At 61.9% G+C, this 16,457-nt stretch carries 17 protein-coding genes; 11 read left to right on the top strand and 6 right to left on the bottom strand.

From position 1 onward, the window contains the following. Nucleotides 1-60 precede the first annotated feature (60 nt). Nucleotides 61-2,013, top strand: a complete 1,953-nt coding sequence (locus HED64_RS01390; protein WP_168150334.1) for an ABC transporter ATP-binding protein — start codon at nt 61-63, stop codon at nt 2,011-2,013. 614 nt (nt 2,014-2,627) lie between these two features. Then, nucleotides 2,628-3,077, top strand: coding sequence for a cytidine deaminase (locus tag HED64_RS01385; RefSeq protein WP_132359324.1), 450 nt, complete (start codon nt 2,628-2,630; stop codon nt 3,075-3,077). Between the two features lie 10 nt (nt 3,078-3,087). On the opposite strand, the gene HED64_RS01380 is transcribed toward HED64_RS01385, so the two are convergent. After that, nucleotides 3,088-3,555, bottom strand: coding sequence for a MarR family winged helix-turn-helix transcriptional regulator (locus HED64_RS01380; RefSeq protein ID WP_132359322.1), 468 nt, complete (start codon nt 3,553-3,555; stop codon nt 3,088-3,090). A gap of 130 nt (nt 3,556-3,685) precedes the next feature. On the opposite strand from HED64_RS01380, the gene HED64_RS01375 reads away from it, so the two are divergent. Beyond that, entirely contained in the window at nt 3,686-4,267 is a 582-nt protein-coding gene (locus HED64_RS01375; protein WP_132359320.1) for an NADPH-dependent FMN reductase, read from the top strand. Between the two features lie 228 nt (nt 4,268-4,495). Further along, complete coding sequence (locus HED64_RS01370) at nt 4,496-5,605, top strand: glutathione S-transferase family protein (RefSeq protein WP_168150333.1); 1,110 nt, start codon at nt 4,496-4,498, stop codon at nt 5,603-5,605. Between the two features lie 57 nt (nt 5,606-5,662). Here HED64_RS01370 and HED64_RS01365 read toward each other — a convergent pair whose 3' ends face one another. Further along, nucleotides 5,663-6,397, bottom strand: coding sequence for a class I SAM-dependent methyltransferase (locus tag HED64_RS01365; RefSeq protein ID WP_168150332.1), 735 nt, complete (start codon nt 6,395-6,397; stop codon nt 5,663-5,665). 128 nt (nt 6,398-6,525) lie between these two features. On the opposite strand from HED64_RS01365, the gene HED64_RS01360 reads away from it, so the two are divergent. The 5 genes from HED64_RS01360 (at nt 6,526) to HED64_RS01340 (ending at nt 11,779) form a co-directional block, all read left to right on the top strand. Then, nucleotides 6,526-7,092, top strand: a complete 567-nt coding sequence (locus tag HED64_RS01360; protein WP_168150331.1) for a GNAT family N-acetyltransferase — start codon at nt 6,526-6,528, stop codon at nt 7,090-7,092. Nucleotides 7,093-7,379: 287 nt separating this feature from the next. Next, a complete protein-coding gene (locus tag HED64_RS01355; protein WP_168150330.1) occupies nt 7,380-7,856 on the top strand; it encodes an NfeD family protein in 477 nt (158 codons plus the stop codon). Between the two features lie 2 nt (nt 7,857-7,858). After that, entirely contained in the window at nt 7,859-9,463 is a 1,605-nt protein-coding gene (locus HED64_RS01350; RefSeq protein WP_168150329.1) for an SPFH domain-containing protein, read from the top strand. 144 nt (nt 9,464-9,607) lie between these two features. Continuing rightward, nucleotides 9,608-10,579, top strand: a complete 972-nt coding sequence (locus HED64_RS01345; protein ID WP_168150328.1) for a ribonuclease HI family protein — start codon at nt 9,608-9,610, stop codon at nt 10,577-10,579. 36 nt (nt 10,580-10,615) lie between these two features. Next, nucleotides 10,616-11,779, top strand: a complete 1,164-nt coding sequence (locus HED64_RS01340; RefSeq protein ID WP_342590625.1) for a serine hydrolase domain-containing protein — start codon at nt 10,616-10,618, stop codon at nt 11,777-11,779. Nucleotides 11,780-11,885: 106 nt separating this feature from the next. Here HED64_RS01340 and HED64_RS01335 read toward each other — a convergent pair whose 3' ends face one another. The 3 genes from HED64_RS01335 to HED64_RS01325 form a co-directional block, all read right to left on the bottom strand. Next, the gene (locus HED64_RS01335) at nt 11,886-12,491 is read right to left on the bottom strand and encodes a copper resistance CopC family protein (protein ID WP_245325589.1); all 606 of its coding nucleotides are present in this window, start codon (nt 12,489-12,491) and stop codon (nt 11,886-11,888) included. Between the two features lie 6 nt (nt 12,492-12,497). Next, nucleotides 12,498-13,187, bottom strand: coding sequence for a YcnI family copper-binding membrane protein (locus HED64_RS01330; protein ID WP_168150327.1), 690 nt, complete (start codon nt 13,185-13,187; stop codon nt 12,498-12,500). A gap of 62 nt (nt 13,188-13,249) precedes the next feature. Further along, on the bottom strand, nt 13,250-13,849 hold the full coding sequence (locus HED64_RS01325; protein WP_168150326.1) for a hypothetical protein: 600 nt from the start codon (nt 13,847-13,849) through the stop codon (nt 13,250-13,252). Nucleotides 13,850-14,080: 231 nt separating this feature from the next. Here HED64_RS01325 and HED64_RS01320 point away from each other — a divergent pair, with 231 nt between their 5' ends. Then, the gene (locus HED64_RS01320) at nt 14,081-14,857 is read left to right on the top strand and encodes an SGNH/GDSL hydrolase family protein (RefSeq protein ID WP_168150325.1); all 777 of its coding nucleotides are present in this window, start codon (nt 14,081-14,083) and stop codon (nt 14,855-14,857) included. Nucleotides 14,858-14,941: 84 nt separating this feature from the next. Continuing rightward, the gene (locus HED64_RS01315; protein ID WP_168150324.1) at nt 14,942-15,664 is read left to right on the top strand and encodes a VIT1/CCC1 transporter family protein; all 723 of its coding nucleotides are present in this window, start codon (nt 14,942-14,944) and stop codon (nt 15,662-15,664) included. Nucleotides 15,665-15,760: 96 nt separating this feature from the next. Here HED64_RS01315 and HED64_RS01310 read toward each other — a convergent pair whose 3' ends face one another. Further along, nucleotides 15,761-16,438: an NADPH-dependent F420 reductase gene (locus HED64_RS01310; RefSeq protein WP_245325588.1), complete on the bottom strand. Its 678-nt coding sequence runs from the start codon at nt 16,436-16,438 to the stop codon at nt 15,761-15,763. Nucleotides 16,439-16,457 lie beyond the last annotated feature (19 nt).

Raw genomic sequence — 16,457 nt, 5'->3', positions numbered from 1 at the left:
ACCTCATTAAAGAAGCGGTGCCAATCCCGCACCCCACAACCACCACGAAAGGTGGTGCACATGACGGAATCGAGACTCTCTTCCGCAGCTGCCCCCACGGGCCCCACCCACAACACGGTTGATTCCAAACCGACCGGCGGCGGCCAAGGCCGCGGCGGCGGCCAGATATCCCGTGTGAACCCCGCAGACCTGAAACAAGTGAGCGCCCACCCGGTGAAGCTCTCCCGGATCGCCGCCCTCTTTGCTCCCCACAAACTGAGCATCACCATCGTGGTGTTGCTGATTTCTCTGGCCTCCATCATTGGACTGGCTCAACCGTTCATCATCCGCTCGATCATTGACGATGCGCTGCCGCACCAAAATACCGGGTTGTTGGCCTGGCTGGCCGGCGGATTGGTGGTTGTTGCGGCATCCACTGCCGCCGTCGGGGTGGTGCAGACTTGGATGGCCACCTCCATGGGTCAAAAGGTCATGCATGCCCTGCGCACCCGACTCTTCACCCACCTGCAGGCGCAATCACTTGGCTTCTTCACTCGGACTCGCGGGGGAGAGGTGCAATCTCGGCTCACCAACGACATCGCCGGGATGCAGAACGTCGTGACCTCCACCGCCACCTCGGTGGCCTCCAACTTGACCACCGCCGTGGCCACCGCCATCGCGATGGTGGCCCTGTCCTGGCAGCTGAGCATGCTCTCTCTGGTGGTCCTGCCACCGGCCATCTGGCTGTCGCGCAAGGTGGCACTGCGCCGCCGGGACATCACCAGCGCACGGCAGCGGGAACTGGCCGGAATGTATACGCAGATCGAGGAGGGACTGTCGATTTCCGGCATCCGCCTGGCCAAGACCCTGGGCACCACCGGACGCGACGTGGACCGCTTCGCCGCCTCCTCACACCGCCTGGTGGATCTGGAAATGCGCAGCCAATTGGCCGGGCAATGGCGCATGGCCACCATGAGCATTGTCTTCGCGGCCATTCCCGCGGTCATCTACCTGGCCGCCGGGTTCCCCGCCACCTCGGGAAACATGAGCATCGGTACGTTGGTGGCGTTTACCGCGCTGCAGGGTGCCATCTTCCGCCCCATCATGGGTCTGCTCAACGTCGGGGTGCAGTGGGTGACCGCCATGGCACTCTTTAGTCGTATCTTTGAATATCTGGACATGGATCCGGAGATCAAGCCCCCGCGGCAACCGGCGACGGTGGATCTGGAGGCGATCGAGGGACGAGTGCGCTTTGAGGGCGTGGGCTTTGGCTACAAAGATTCGGCTGATGTGCTGAGCTCGATCGATCTGGAGCTGGCTCCTGGCACCGCCACTGCCATCGTGGGGCCCACCGGATCGGGCAAATCCACGCTCGGTTCACTCTTGCCGCGTTTGCACGAGGTTGGGCGCGGGAAAATCACCATTGACGGGATCGATATCCGTGACATGGCACCGGCTGACCTGAACAAGATCGTGGGCATGGTCTCGCAGGAGACGTATTTGATTCACGCCACGATCCGCGAAAACTTGCTGTTGGCCGATCCCGACGCAGATGACGCCACGCTCTGGCGGGCGCTGGACTCGGCGCAGATTGCCACACTGATTAGTGGGCTGCCCGACGGGTTGAGCACCATGGTTGGTGCCCGCGGCCATCGATTCTCCGGAGGTGAGCAACAGCGCTTGGCCATCGCCCGCACCATCCTGCGCAACCCCAAGGTGCTGGTGCTGGACGAGGCCACCAGTGCTCTGGACAACACCACCGAGGCCCTCGTCCAGGAGGCGTTGGACCAACTCGCCGTGGGACGCACCACGCTGATGATCGCCCACCGTCTGTCCACCGTGGAAAATGCCGATCAGCTGGTGGTCCTTGAGGGCGGACGAATCATTGAGCGCGGAACTCCTGCGCACTTGCGGGACGCCGATGGTGCGTTTGCCCGGCTCCTGGCCGCCGGGGATTCAACCGCCGAGCGGGTCACCGAGATGGCCGTGAAGGTGGCCTCTCGCCCGCGGGAGAATGCCAGCGTGAATGGCTAGGGCGGTTTACTGGTCTAGGCAACAATAGCGCCGCTGACGTGGAATCCTGCACTAATCTCAGGGCCACGCCAGCGGCGTTTGACTCTCCAATTTCTCTCCAATTCCAGTCCCCACAGATGCAAAATAGGAGAATTCTCTACCGGGGGATTAATCGCCTAAAAATAGGCTCGATGTTCGGAAAAGTATTGCCCCAGAAGTAGCGCCGAGTGGGGCTGGCTCCAGTAGGCATAGGGGCGCGGGAATTGCTCCGGGTTACCTTATTTTGGTAGCGGAACACGGACGGTCGTCGTTGTCAGTCCGCAACGCGCGCCGCATATTTTCCGGTGCTAATCGCTGTTCCATTCCCATAGACATTCGGGGTGGCAACGTCGGTGGCGCGTCGATGGTGGAACTAGGAAATGGGTATTAGTAAGGCCTAGGAAATCCGTTCCGCACGGCCGACACGCTGCTGAGGTAGCTGTTCTAAAACCGCGGATAACATTCGATGAACTGGAGCATCCGCCGAGCCCAAGTTGCGGCGACGATCGGGGGCCAGAAAAATATTCACCCGCCAGCGGAGTCATACTTGGCCGAGCTTCGGGCCAAGTGGACAGATTCAGTGGCAGACTTTAGTCATGGATCCGAACCAAAAAATCGTTGATGCAGCCATTGAACAGCTCCGAAGTAGGTGGCCGGGGGCTCGCGATTCGGTAGCCGCGGCGGCGCTGATGCTCGAGGGCGGAGACATTCTTACCAGTGTCAGCTTTGATAATTACAACGCGGCGGCCACCCTATGTGCTGAAACCGGCGCGGTTGCGCAGGCCTATACGCTGGGCAAAGCGGTCATTGCCTCCGCCTGCGTTACCGCCGGAACCGCGGAGGGGACCTACCAGGTGCTGGCCCCCTGCGGGATCTGCCAGGAGCGTTTGGCTATCTGGGGTCCTGAAGTTTTGGCCGCGGTGCCCGGATCCGCCGGTGGAAGCGCCTGGGAAATGCGGACCCTGCGAGAGCTCAATCCGTTCTACTGGGCGACATCCTTCACCCCGAATGGTCAGTGGCCCTCGGTCGCCGAACACGGGGAATAACTCTTCACGCCTACCAAAGATCGCGTTCCACCACGGCGGCACGGATCTTGTTCAGCATCGCGCTGAATTGTTCCTGTTCGGTGGGGGAGAGCGAGTCAAAAACTGTCTCCCGCACGAAATTCACGTGTCCGGGAGCGGCACTGCGTACCGTCTCCCAGCCGGCCTCGCTCAGCGTGATGTCCTGACCGCGCCCGTCGCAGCTGGAGGCACAGCGACTGATCAGGCCCTTGGCTTCCATGCGGCGCAGGAGGTGCGAGACGCGCGAGCGTTCCCAATTGAGCTGCGCTGCAAGATCGCCCGAACGCAGGGCCTGAGGTGCCGCCTGCGACACTGCGGCCAGCACCGAGTATTCGCCACTGGACATTTCCGCGTCCCGGGCGAGCTGACGGTCCATCGCGCTGGGGAAGCCCCAGAGGAATTCGCGGATTTCCAGCCAGCGTTGTGCTTCTTCTTCACTGAGCCATCGGGGCTCGGACATGGCATGCCTCACATTTGTTTTCATTTAGTTGACACGTCAATCTTCTCGCGGCAAGATATAAATATCAAGTTCTAGTTGATGCGTCAGCAAAGTTTCGGCGCATCGACCCTCACTTCCAAGGAGTTCACGCATGACTAAGATCGCGATCATCACAGGTTCAACCCGTCCGGGACGCAACAATGCCGGCGTTGCCCAGTGGGTTTTGGAGCAGGCTCAGCTGCGCGGCGATGCCGATTACGAGCTTGTAGACATCGCGGACTTCAACCTCGCGTTGCTTGATGAAGCTTACCCGGCTGCCTACCAGAACTACCAGAATGAGGCCACCAAGACCTGGGCAGCAAAGATCGCCGAGTTTGATGGTTACGTCTTCGTCACCCCCGAGTACAACCACTCCGTCGCTCCGGCTCTGGCCAATGCACTGTCCTACCTGAACGCCGAATTCGCCAACAAGGCAGCGGGCATCGTTTCCTACGGCTCGGCCTTCGGCGTGCGTGCCGTTGAGCACCTGCGTGGCATCCTCTCCGAGCTCCAGGTTGCTCACGTGCAGAAGACCGGCATGTTCTCGCTCTTCACCGACTTCGAGAACTTCTCGGTGTTCAAGCCGACCGAGCAGCAGGCAGCTTCTCTCGCCCCGGTTCTGGACCAGCTGGTGCCGTGGACCGTTGCCATGAAGTCCGTGCGCGAAGCAGCCCTGGTTTCCGCCTCGGCCTAAATCAACTCCCTGAAGTGATGGAGGCACCGAACCCGAGCACCTTGGGCTTGTTCGGGCTCCAGAGCCCCTCATGACTTCTTTTCCCCTGACCATCCGGTTCTCCGCTACCCTCGCAAGTAGCGGCGAACCGGCCGGTCGCAGCGGGCCCGCCCCTTGAGAACGATCTTGGGACGGGCCCGAACTTTTTCTCCCATGGTGCTTCGCGGCACAAAATTCTAAGGTGGAATGATGAGCGACGATCAATACAGCACCGCGGGTGCCTATGTCACTGGCGCGGAATTCACGCGCGACACCCAATACATTCAGGACCGAATCGTTGCGGATCCCGCCGCGGTACGTGCCTCCGGCGGTTCAACGGCCGGAAGTATCGGCAATGTGCACGCTGGCATCGCCGAGGGCGCCGAGCTCTGGCCTGTTGAGGCCGGACGCTACCGCTTGGTGGCAGCACGCGCCTGTCCCTGGGCCAACCGCACCATCATCGTGCGACGCCTCCTGGGCCTGGAGGACGCCATCTCCTTGGGCACCCCGGGACCCGTGCACGATGCTCGCTCCTGGACGTTCGACCTCGACGAGGGCGGAATCGACCCGGTGCTGGGCACCGAGCGCATCCAGGAGAACTACTTTAAGCGCTTTGCCGACTACCCACGCGGCATTACCGTACCGGCCATCGTTGATGTGCCCAGCGGCGCCGTGGTGACTAATGACTACCCACAAATCACCATGGACCTCTCCACCCAGTGGAAAGAATTCCACCGCGCCGGTGCCCCGGATTTGTTGCCGGAGGATCAGCTCGAGGAGATGATGCCGATCATCAAACGCATCTTCACCGAGGTGAACAACGGGGTCTACCGCTGCGGCTTTGCCGGCAGCCAAGAAGCCTACAACCAGGCCTACGATCGTCTCTGGGACACCATGGATTGGCTCGAGGAACGCCTCGCGACTCGACGCTTCCTGATGGGGGATTCGATCACCGAGGCCGACGTGCGCCTGTTCACCACGCTGGTTCGTTTTGATCCGGTGTACCACGGACACTTCAAGACCAACCGCAACAAGCTCACCGAGATGCCGAACCTTTGGGCCTACGCCCGGGACTTGTTTGCCCTGCCCGGGTTCGGCGACACCGTGGACTTCGAGCAGATCAAGGCGCACTACTACGTGGTGCATGAGGATATCAATCCCACCCAGATCATTCCGGTGGGCCCGGACCTTGCCAATTGGCTGGAACCGCACGGCCGCGAATCCATGGGTGGAAACCCCTGGGGTGCCGGAACCGCGCCGGAACCCGTTCGTGAATCCGAGCGTGTGACCTCCGGCCACAATCCGCTCTACCCCGCGTAGTTAGAAGCAACGGCAGGTACCTGCCGTCCGCGGCCTCGCCCCATCAGGGGCGGGGCCTTATGCGTGGGCCAGGAAAATCAGTTCCCCGGCGCCATGACCCACCGGCTCGTGGCTCCAGCCGCCTAACACCTCATCAACCTGCAGGCCGGCCGCGGTCAGGTCGGCGCGTAGTTGATCTTCGCTACGGAAGGCCAATAGCGCATCCTGCATTTCTCTAGAACTGTCGGCAAAAAGCCGGTGTTCGGTGATCTTAATGAGTCCCTCATCGTGCAGGGCCGAATCAATCCATGACTGCAGGTGGGTGCCGTCGGAAAGTGTGAATTCGCTGCGCGTCTGTGCCGGAGTCCAGGTTTCCCAGGCGCGTGCCGCGGGATCCCGCGAATCAAAAACCAGTCGTCCTCCGGGGACCAAGACCCGCTTGATGTTCGCCAGCGTACGGGTCCATTCATTCTCGTCCACGATCGCCTGGGCCACGTGCGAGGTCATCAGCACCGTGTCAAAAACTTCCTCTTCACCCAAGACCGAGGAGGTGCCGTCAATCCAGCGCACCGCATCGGCGCCCGGCTTGGCGCGGGCGGCGGCCATCGAACCGGAGTGCGGGTCAATACCGCTGACCTCGTGGCCGGCTTGGGCCAGGGCGATGGTCAGGCGACCGGTGCCGCAGCCCAGATCCAGCACACGGGATGCGGGAGTGGCATTGGTGAACCGGAGAAAGAAGTCTTCGGCAGTGGTCCAGAGATTCTCCGCATCGTACAGATCTGCGTGCTGTGCGGCGGTAAGGAGAGATTCCATGGGGAGATCATAGGCCAATCGGTGGACTTATGGCACCACTGGGATTCCAAGGCTTCCGAAACCGTGACACTGCATGGTTTAGGCGTAGCAGCGCAGGTATTCACGAACCGCCATGTCAGCATGGACCTATGGAGATCATCACCGAACGCCTGCGGCTGCGTGAATTCACCATCTCGGATGTGGGCTCTGTTCATGAATTTGCCTCCGATCCCCGGGTTTGCGCCTTTGTAGAATGGGGCCCTAATACCCTGGCGGACAGTACGGCGTTCATCTCCGACTGCTTGGCCGAACAATTGGTGCACCCGCGCACCACCTGGACGCTGGCGATCACCCAAGATGCCCAGGTCATCGGATCGATCGCTCTGATGTGCGGGGCATCTAATCTCTTAGAGCACGCCTCTGATGCCGAGATCGGATTTGTCTTGCGTGCAGAGTCCTGGGTGCTGGGTTATGTCACCGAGGCCGCCACCGCACTGGCCGCCGCGGCGGGTGAGAAGCTGGGTATCACGCGCCTGTTGGCGACCTGTCGACCGGATAATATCGGCTCGGTCCGCGTCTTGGAGAAGCTGGGGTTGCTGCGGATCGGCTATCTGAGAGGGCACAAACTCATTGATGGTGTCGCGCGGGACTCGGTGGTCTTTGCCCGTTCCCTTGCCTCAGTGAATCCGGCGGCACTATCGATCCGCGAAGCATAACCGCCGAGCAGCATCCGCGCCGTGATGATCTGTGGCGCCATGCCCTCGCACGGGGCGGCCGGCGTGGGGCTTAAAAATGGCTGACCGACTTGTGGCGCCGCTTACCTCGGCTTTTTACCGCCAACCGATAGACTATATATCGAGTGAGGCAATTGAGTGGCTAGCGGAATCTAGGCCTCGGGTGATATTTGCATCGTGGCAGACCTCGAGACTGGAACCTTGGTTGTTCTCGCCTTTGAATCATGCTGCGCCGATCGGCCCGGCAAGGACCTGACGAAAGAAACCGCATGCTGGCATTCGCAGTGATCGGAGGCATCGGCCTCCTGCTCCTCATCGTGTCCATGACCCTGGGAGAGATTGTCGACTTCTTCGACGGAATCATCTCCACCACTGCTGTCGGTGCGGCAGCCACGCTATTTGGCGCCGCGGGCGCGATTGTGTTGCTCAATGACGGTCCACTCTTTCTGGCCTACACCGCCGGAGCCCTGCTGGGAATCATCGGTATTGTCGGCGTCGCGTTCCTGGCCCGCAAGATGGCCCGCATCTCCAACGTCCAGCCGCACGAAGTCATCGGACTTCTTGGTGTAGCCACCACAGACATTAACGAGAACGTCGGGAAAGTTCAGCTGGAGCACCCCGATGAAATCAATCAACGCCTCGTATTTTCAAGCAGCCCCATTGAGAAGGGCACTCCAATTGTCGTTGTGGCAATTGTTGAAGACCGCATCAGGGTCGCATCCACCTCAGAACTGAACGGATATTAACCATGGACTCTCCCATCAACGGAACCGTCATCGCCATCGTCGCGATCATCGCCGTCCTTGTTGCCCTCGTCTGGTACGCCACCACACGACTGGTCACCGTCGCACCCAACCAGGCAGTGATCCGTGCCGGTAAGGGCGCCAAGGGGCAGGTCCAGATCTTCACCAAGGGCATTGTGCTCTTCCTGCCGATCATCCACCAGAAGTTTGTGATGTCCCTGGAGCAGCGCCAGGTGGAACTTGCCGTGGAAGGCGTGGATAAGAACTTCATCACCACCTCGGTGACGGCCAGCCTGAACTTCAAGTTTGATGACTCGGTAGAGGGCATGAGCAAGGCCGTCCAGCGTTTCCTTACTCACTCCAAGGAAGACCTCAACGCCTCGGTGACCAAGTCCGCCGAAGGCGTACTCCGCGGCATCGTCTCGGCGATGTCGGTGGAGGATGCGAATAACAACCGTAAGGAATTCCAGGATCAGTCCCTGGAATCGGCAGTCACCCAGTTCGCAGAGCAGGGCATTCAGATTGACGCCTTCAACATCTCCTCGGTCAGCACCCCGTCGCGTACCGTCATCGGCCCGGACAATATGCCCACGACCATCGATTACCTCGAGGAAGTCGGAAAGCCGGGTCTGGAACGAGCCAAGCGTGAAGCACGCGTGGCCACCTCCAAGGCCTTCCAAGAATCGGAAGCAGCACGCATTGAGCAGGAAGGCGCCACCGCCGCCCTGATGCGTGACCTCGCAATCAAGAAGTCCGAGTTCAAGGCCGAGCAGGACCGCGCCGAGGCCATCGCCGATGCCGCCAAGGGAATTGCCAAGGCAGAGCAGGACGTCACGGTTGCCGCCCTTGAGCGCAAGGCACTGACCGAGCAGGCATTGGTGGAGCAGGAACGCCTGGACATCGAGGTCCACAAGCCAGCAGATGCTCAGGCCTACAAGATGCGTACCGACGCCGAAGCCAAGCGTGATGCCGACGTCTTCAGCGCCACGGCGCGAGCCAACTCCAAGACCATTGAGGCAGAGGGTTCCAAGAAGGCGTCCATCGCCGATGCGGAAGCCCGGGCAGCATCAAAGACCGTTGAGGCGGAGGCCTCCAAGAACGCCGAAGTCTTCCAGGCACAGGGCCAGGCCTCGGCCATCGAGCTGAAGGCCAAGGCCGAAGCCGACGCCGTACGGGTGCGTGGTGAAGCCGAGGGTGCAGCGATCGCCGCTATCGGTGAGGCCACCGCCAAGGCCGAAGACGCCAAGGCCGTGGCCCTGACCGGTCACACCCAGTCCTCGCTGGCGTTCCTGGCAATCAACGCGCTGCCGGAGATCGTCAAGGCGAGCTCCGATGCCGTCGCCGGCATCGACAACTACACGGTGATCAGCTCCGACGGAGCCTCGGATGCCGTCAAGCAGGCCAACCGCATCGTCACCGAGGGACTGGCCATGATCAAGGGCAGTACCGAAATCGACCTCGCGGCCATGCTCTCCGGTCTGCTGGGAAGCAACGGGGCAACTGAAGCTCCGAGCGAGGCCCCGGCTTCGGCCCCGGCTTCGGCCAAGGCTCCCGCCAAGGCTCCGGCAGCAACCGTGGCACAGGATGAAGCGGTAGCCGAGCTGTACTAGTAACCCAGCGGTACTCAGCGACACCCACTCAACACGAAACGCCCTGCCGGTCATGCCGGTGGGGTGTTTCGTGTTGTGCCGGTGTTTATGCCTGGGCTGGTTGTTAAGGTGAAAGCGTCGGTGGGGCCGTGGCAGGATTGATATATGACGATCACCGCAGCCGCAGACGGATCAGCACTCGGAAACCCAGGACCCGCCGGATGGGCGTGGTACATCGATGATGCGCATTGGCGCTCCGGTGGCTGGGCGCACGGCACCAACAATATGGGCGAGCTCATGGCCGTTCTTGACCTCTTCCGCTCCACGGCTCACCTGCCCGATGAGGATCTGCACATCCTCTGCGACTCGCAATACGTGATCAACTCCGTCACCAAGTGGATGCCGGGATGGAAGAAAAAGGGCTGGAAAAAATCCGACGGCAAGCCGGTGCTCAACCTGGAGCTGCTCAAGGAAATCGACGAAGCCATCAAGGGACGCAAGTACACCTTCGAATGGGTCAAGGGCCATGCCGGACATGAGCTGAACGAGGCCGCCGATGTGCGAGCGCGCGATGCAGCCACCGCCTACCAGGCCGGTAAGGAACCGAACTCCGGCCCCGGGCTTGAGGGTGCCGCGAACCCGGCCGATAGCACCGCAACCACCCCCGAGACCGAATCACCGATCGCCCCGGCAACGGATACGGAGGCCGTAGCCCCGGCTGCTGCCCTGCCCGTCGCCCCGGTACCGGCGGCAAGTGCCAAACGCGCCACCGATCCGGCGGCGAGCACGACGGCCGCGGTGCAGATGGTCTTCGAGCTGGAAACCGAGTTGCAGTCCCCGACGGTGCGCGGAGATCTGGGTGAGGTTTTGGCGTTCCTGCACCCAGAATTTCAGGAGATCAGCCGGGACGGCTCGCTGACCGACAGGTCATCTATCATTGCGGCTTTTGACGGTGGCCACGCACTTCCCACCGGTGGCCCACTGCAAGTCTTGGCCGCCACCCCGTGGGGCGAAGACCAAGTTCAATTGGCCTATCGCTTGCTCGCCGGCGAGCGTGCCATCCTGTGTTCCTCCTTCTGGCAACGGGTGGGGGAGAGCTGGTTGTTGCGTTACCGGCAGGAAACGCTGGCGAACTAAGCACAGCGCCGCCCATCGATCTGTAATGTGGAACAGGTGAGCACGCAGATGAAAAACACCCAGGTCATTGATCAGCGCTTTGCCCCCGTGGCCGAGCTGATGGAATCCTTCGCCGCCGAAGACCCGAGCTATTCGGGACAGCTGGCCATCTACCAGGGCGGAGTGCTGGTGCTTGATTCCGTGGTGGGTCAGGATTCCACCCCCGAGTCGATGACCGGTGTCTTCTCCTGCTCCAAGGGAGCAGGAGCCATGGTCATGGCACTGCTGGTACAAGAAGGAATCCTTGATCTGGCCGCGCCGGTGGCCCTGTACTGGCCCGAATTTGCCGCCGGAGGCAAGGAATCAATGACCGTGGCTCAGTTGCTGAGCCACCAGGGCGGACTGCCCGGGGTTAACGGCGGATTCACCCAGGAAGAACTGATTGATTCGCGTCTGGCTGCGAGCATTCTTGCCGCTACCACCCCACTCTGGTCGGCCCCGGGAACGTATTCGTATCACGCGCTGACCATGGGTGTCTTCATGGAAGAACTGGCCCGGCGCGCGGCCGGGGAGTCGCTGCAGAGCATCTTCGAGCGCCGCATCCGTGCCCCGCACGACATCAACTTCTATTTGGGGCTGCCCGAGGCCCTGGAGCCGCGCTTCCTCCCGGTATTGATTCCGGAAGGCGGAGAACCGGCACCCTTCATTGACCCCTATTCACCGCTGGGCCTGGCGCTGAATTCCACCGGTGGCTTTGATGGACCGCAGGGTCCGAGTTTTGAAATCCTTGAGGTGCCAAATGTCCGCGCCATCCGTGAAGCCGGACTCGCAGCCATTGGTGGGGTGGCCAGTGCGCTGGGCCTGGCGCGGCTCTACGCGGCGGCAACCACAGGTTTTGTTGATGAGGCCGGGGACGAACATGCACCGTTCCTGACACCGGCGACCATCACCGCCGTCTCGCAGGACCAGGTTTATGGCATTGATCGGGCCAGGTCGGCCCCGGGTGCCTTTGGTATTGGCTTCATGAAGGCCCACCCGATTAACGACTTTGGCTCTGCTTGGGCCTTTGGCCACGACGGCGCCAACGGCTCGCTCTCCTATGCCGACCCGGCCTACGGGCTGGCCTTCGGTTATATTCCGGCGCGCGGCGAGCCCAACGGCACCGGATCGCGCGGTGGACGTCTGAGCGTCCTGACCCGTCAGGTGCTACTCGGCGGCTAAGACAATTCACTGCTGTGGTGCCTGGTGCCACGGTGGAATCGGTGGAGTGAAAGAGGGGAAGTATCAGCCGTGCACGGCTGATACTTCCCCTCTTCGGTTCCTCACATCATTCGGAACCGTGACTCTGCTTTCGCCCTCGGAGGTAGCGCGCCACGATCAGTGCCAGCACCAGAGCCAGCAGCACCACGAACGATCCGATGATCGGGCTCACGGGGAAGGCGCCGGATGTTGGCGATTGCGGCGCAGCGGAAGAATCCGCTGCCGGTTCCGATTCCGGTGTCAGGGCCGAAGTAGCCCCGGCACCGCCAGCTGCCGCGCTGAAGACAAAAGTGCCCTCGATCGGATGTCCGTCGGAGGACACCACACGCCAGTTCACTGTGTATTTCCCACCGGGTGTTGCGGGGAGCAGCGGTTGGCTCACCACGTTGTCCACGATCTTGACCTCGCCGGAGGCCCAGTTCTTTCCCGCGGCATCTTCGATGGCCACCTCGGTCCCGATGGCCAGCGGCATGTTGTTAAACGACAGCTCAATGGCTTTCGGGAGCACCTTCACCGTTTGTCCGTTCCCGGGCTGTGTGCCGGTGAGGACATCGTGTGCCGAGGCAGCCGATACCGGAAGCAACACCGTCAACCCCAGGGCGAGTGCGAAGGTGAGTAATCGAGGCGCCGCCCGCAGGAGACCGGATCGCCGGTGCTTAGGGGAATCCATCATCACGGGTTACTTGCCCGCGTTTTTGCGCGTGCGGCTCAGGGCCACGCCACCGGTCAGCAATCCCAAGACTCCGGCGCCCAGACCCAGGTAACCGGGAATCGGGGAGGCAGTGTTGTCCGACTCCAGCACGATTTCCGCACCGGCACCGTGGTGCTCTTCCTCCGCGGTGGCAGCCGTCAGTGTGTAGCTCGGGGCGGGGGCCTCAAGCTCGTGTGGGTCAGCACCTTCGGCTGGCAGCTGCGACCAATCGGTCTGACCCTTCACACAGCTCTGCAGCGTCGGGAAAGCCAGGGTTTCACCCTCGGTATCGGGATTCTTGATCTGGATCTCAAAGGCCATCCGGTAACCGTCTTCCAACGGGGTTTTGGCCGTGTAGACGATCTTGCCGATGTGCTTGGTCACGGTGGAACCATCGGCGGTAGTCATGGGTTCCTTCAACTTTTCCTCGACCTTTTTCACGTCCCAGCCGGGATAGATGGTGGGTTTGGCGTCGCTGATGGACTCGGGGATCGAGATGGTGAAACTAGAGGTGGGTGATCCTTCGCAGCCGTGTGAGGCCGCGAAGGTCAACACGGAATATGCGCCGGCATCGGTGGTGTCGGGGGTGACGGTGACGTGGGCACTGGCCGAGGCCAGGCCAACGGCCATCAGACCGGCGGTTGCTGCGGACACAAAGAGGGTACGACGGAGTTTCATGGCATGCCTTTCGCTGTGCACGGCCTCATAGGGCCGGCACGAAATATGGGAAGAAGTCGGAATCAGCGAAAGGCAGGTGGTCCGCGTAAAGGCGGAGAGATGAGGAAGGCCACCGCATGCAGGCGGGGCACGGTGAGCACCGGAGCGATGCGAGCCGGTGGGTCGATGGGGGAGGGCTGCAACACCGTGAACAGGGGGCGCAGCCAGCGGGCTACCGCGCCAAGTGCTTCTTCACCACGGGCAATCAGCATGGCGGTGGCCAGGGTGGCAATGGCGTGGGCCGCGAACATGGCGATGTTGATCCCGCCCGCGTGGGCGTGAGATTGAATTTCGGTGGACCCGAGGGCACAACTCAGCGCCGCGGAATGTCCACTGTGCGTGGCATCCGGATGGCACACCATGGTGGTGGCCGTGCTGCTCAGCAGCCCAAAGGCGTGGTGCAGTGCGAACTGCCCGCCACCTAAGACCGTCAGCAGGGCCGGAAGCCTGAGCCTGCGCTTGGCGAGGACCGTCACCGAGAGCATGGTCAGGGCGCCGAGGCCGAGCAGGACACCGGGGTGCGGCAAGATGCCGCCGCCGCCCAGGTGCGCGCCGGCGGAAAGCAGCAGCACCACTAGGCTCACCACGGCGGCACGGAGCATGCGTGCGTGCCGTTCCGGCATGGCAGCACCCCCGCTTTTCTATCGCTTGTAAAAGTCGCTCCCCACTGTATGTTGTGGTCGGCACTTTGGCTTAATCGAACGCTCATGCGTCGTCCGCCCAGGTCTTGTCGATCAACACATCGTCAACACATCGTCAACACATCGGCCAGGACCCTGCTGAGGATGCGCGGGAATCGTCCCACTCGGGCGGCCGGTTCCAGCCCCGGCGGAATGCGGGGCTAGGCTAGAGCCGTGGAATTTACGAATCGATATCTGGCATTGGGCGACTCCTTCACCGAGGGCATGGGTGACGTTGAGCCTCAACGTCCGAACCAGGTACGCGGCTGGGCCGATCGGGTCGCCGAGGTGTTGTGTGCCGATCCGAGCTGGGGATATGCCAATCTGGCGATCCGCGGCAAAAAGATTAACCAGGTGATCACCGAGCAACTACCGGCGGCGCTGGCCCTGAAGCCGACACTGATCACGTTGTATGTGGGTGGAAACGACATTTTGCGTCCGGCCGTGGACATCGACGCATTGATGCTCAGGTACCGAAAAATGATCATCCAACTGGCTGGCACCGGGGCCACCCTGGTGCTTTTTACCGGATTCGACTCCGGAGACTCGGCCATCTTCGGTACCACCCGGGGACGCACCGCCATCTACAACGAAGCGGTACGTGAAATCGCCGAGGACACCGGCGCGCTGATCGCCGACTACTGGCGATGGCGTGAATTTTCTGACTTACGTTATTGGGCCACCGACCGGCTGCACATGAACACCGCCGGGCATACCCTTATGGCCGCAAAGGTGCTTGAGCTGCTCGGCAATCAGTCGCGAATTTCGCTGCCGGTACTCACCGACGCTGCCGCTCTCACGCGCCTGAATAAGTTGCGTGAGGATGCGGCCTGGGCCAAGGAGCACCTGGTGCCCTGGGTCAAGCGCCGACTGACCGGTACCTCCTCGGGAGATGCCCTGAGCGCCAAATACCCGCACTTCACCTCGCTTCAGCCGCCAGCGGGAGCCTGAGGACTGGTTAGTGGCCGCCGCGCTGGCGCAAGCGAGGCGCACATGTACTGGTCAGGGGATCCACAAGATGATTTGCTGGGGACCATGAATGAGCTAGAAAGTGCGCACGAGGATGAACCACATGGCCAGGGAGTGGCCGAACGGCTGAACTGGCTGCGGGCCGGAGTCCTCGGTGCCAACGACGGCATCGTCTCGGTCGCGGCGGTGGTGGTTGGTGTTGCCAGTGCCACCCCGGCAATAGGTCCGGTGCTCACCGCTGGCGCGGCGGCAGCCATTGGCGGTGCGATCTCGATGGCGCTGGGGGAGTACGTCTCGGTCTCTAGTGCCTCGGACTCGCAAAGGGCCCTCATCGAAAAGGAACGTCGTGAGTTAGCGGAAATGCCGGCCGAAGAGCTGGTCGAACTCACCGGACTCTACGAGGCCAAGGGACTCAGCCCGGCCACCGCGAGCCTCGTGGCCCAGGAGCTGACGGCGCACGATGCGCTCAAGGCTCATCTGGATGCCGAGCTTCAGTTGGATGAGGACGAGGTGTTGAACCCGTGGCATGCCGCCCTTGCCTCGGCACTGGCCTTTACCGTGGGAGCGATATTACCTTTTGCCACGGCGGTCTTTTTGCCCGTGGGACTGCGGATCCCGATCACAATTATTGCCGTGTTGTTGGCCCTGGGTATTACCGGTGCGCTCGGTGCCAAGCTGGGCGGGGCGCCGATACTGCGCCCGACGCTGCGGGTGCTGATCGGTGGAGCGGCCGCACTGGCCGTCACCTTTGCCCTCGGCACCTGGCTGGGTACCTCCGGGCTCATTTAGCTCGTGTTTCTCGGGATAAAAAGATGGGATCCGGTAGACCATGGTGGTCTTCCGGCTCCCATCTGGCGGAGCTAGCTCGCGCCGTCGAGGGGGAAATTAGCCAACGATCTTCAGCGCGGTGCCCCAGTTGAAGTCGGGCAGCGCCGGGTTGACCTGCATGGCCATGACCAGCAGCTGGAAGCCCTCGAGCTCACGGGCGTGGTGCAGGGCGCCGACCTCGATCGGACGCATGCCGGCGGCGGTGATGAAGGAAGCGACAGTGTTGCGGGCGGATTCCTCGCCGGCAACAAAGACGTCCAGCGGAGTTCCCTCGGCGGAGCCTGCGGTCAGCGGTCCGGCGAAGGTGGTGTTGAAGGCCTTCACAACGGTGGCGGAGGTGAGTGCGGAGATTTCCTCGGCGGCAGAGCTGCCCGCGACGGTGGTCAGCGAATCGAAGGTGGAGAAGTCCACGGGGTTGGAGATGTCGATGACGATCTTGGAATCCAGTGCCGCACCCTGGGCCGAGACATATTCCTTGGCCGCGTCGAAAGGTAGGGCCAGAATGACGATCTGGCCGGCCGGAGCCTCGGCGGTATTGCCGCTGGTAATGCTCGAGCCGAGTTCTGCCGCGAAGGTAGCGGCGGTCTCGGTGGAGCGGGCCAGGACCTGAAGGCTCTTGCCTGCGGCGATGGTGCGGGTGGCAAGGGCGCGGCCCATGTTGCCGGTACCGATGATGGTGACGTCGATGTTCATGGTGTGCTTCTTTCCGAAGAGTTGAGCGAGGAAGTTCTTCATCAGATCCTCAATCCGTTTA

Source organism: Paeniglutamicibacter terrestris (genome assembly GCF_012271785.1).
Classification (GTDB): Bacteria; Actinomycetota; Actinomycetes; order Actinomycetales; family Micrococcaceae; genus Paeniglutamicibacter; species Paeniglutamicibacter terrestris.
Note: the sequence above shows the minus strand (reverse complement) of the source record. Positions and strands in the feature narration are given on the sequence as shown.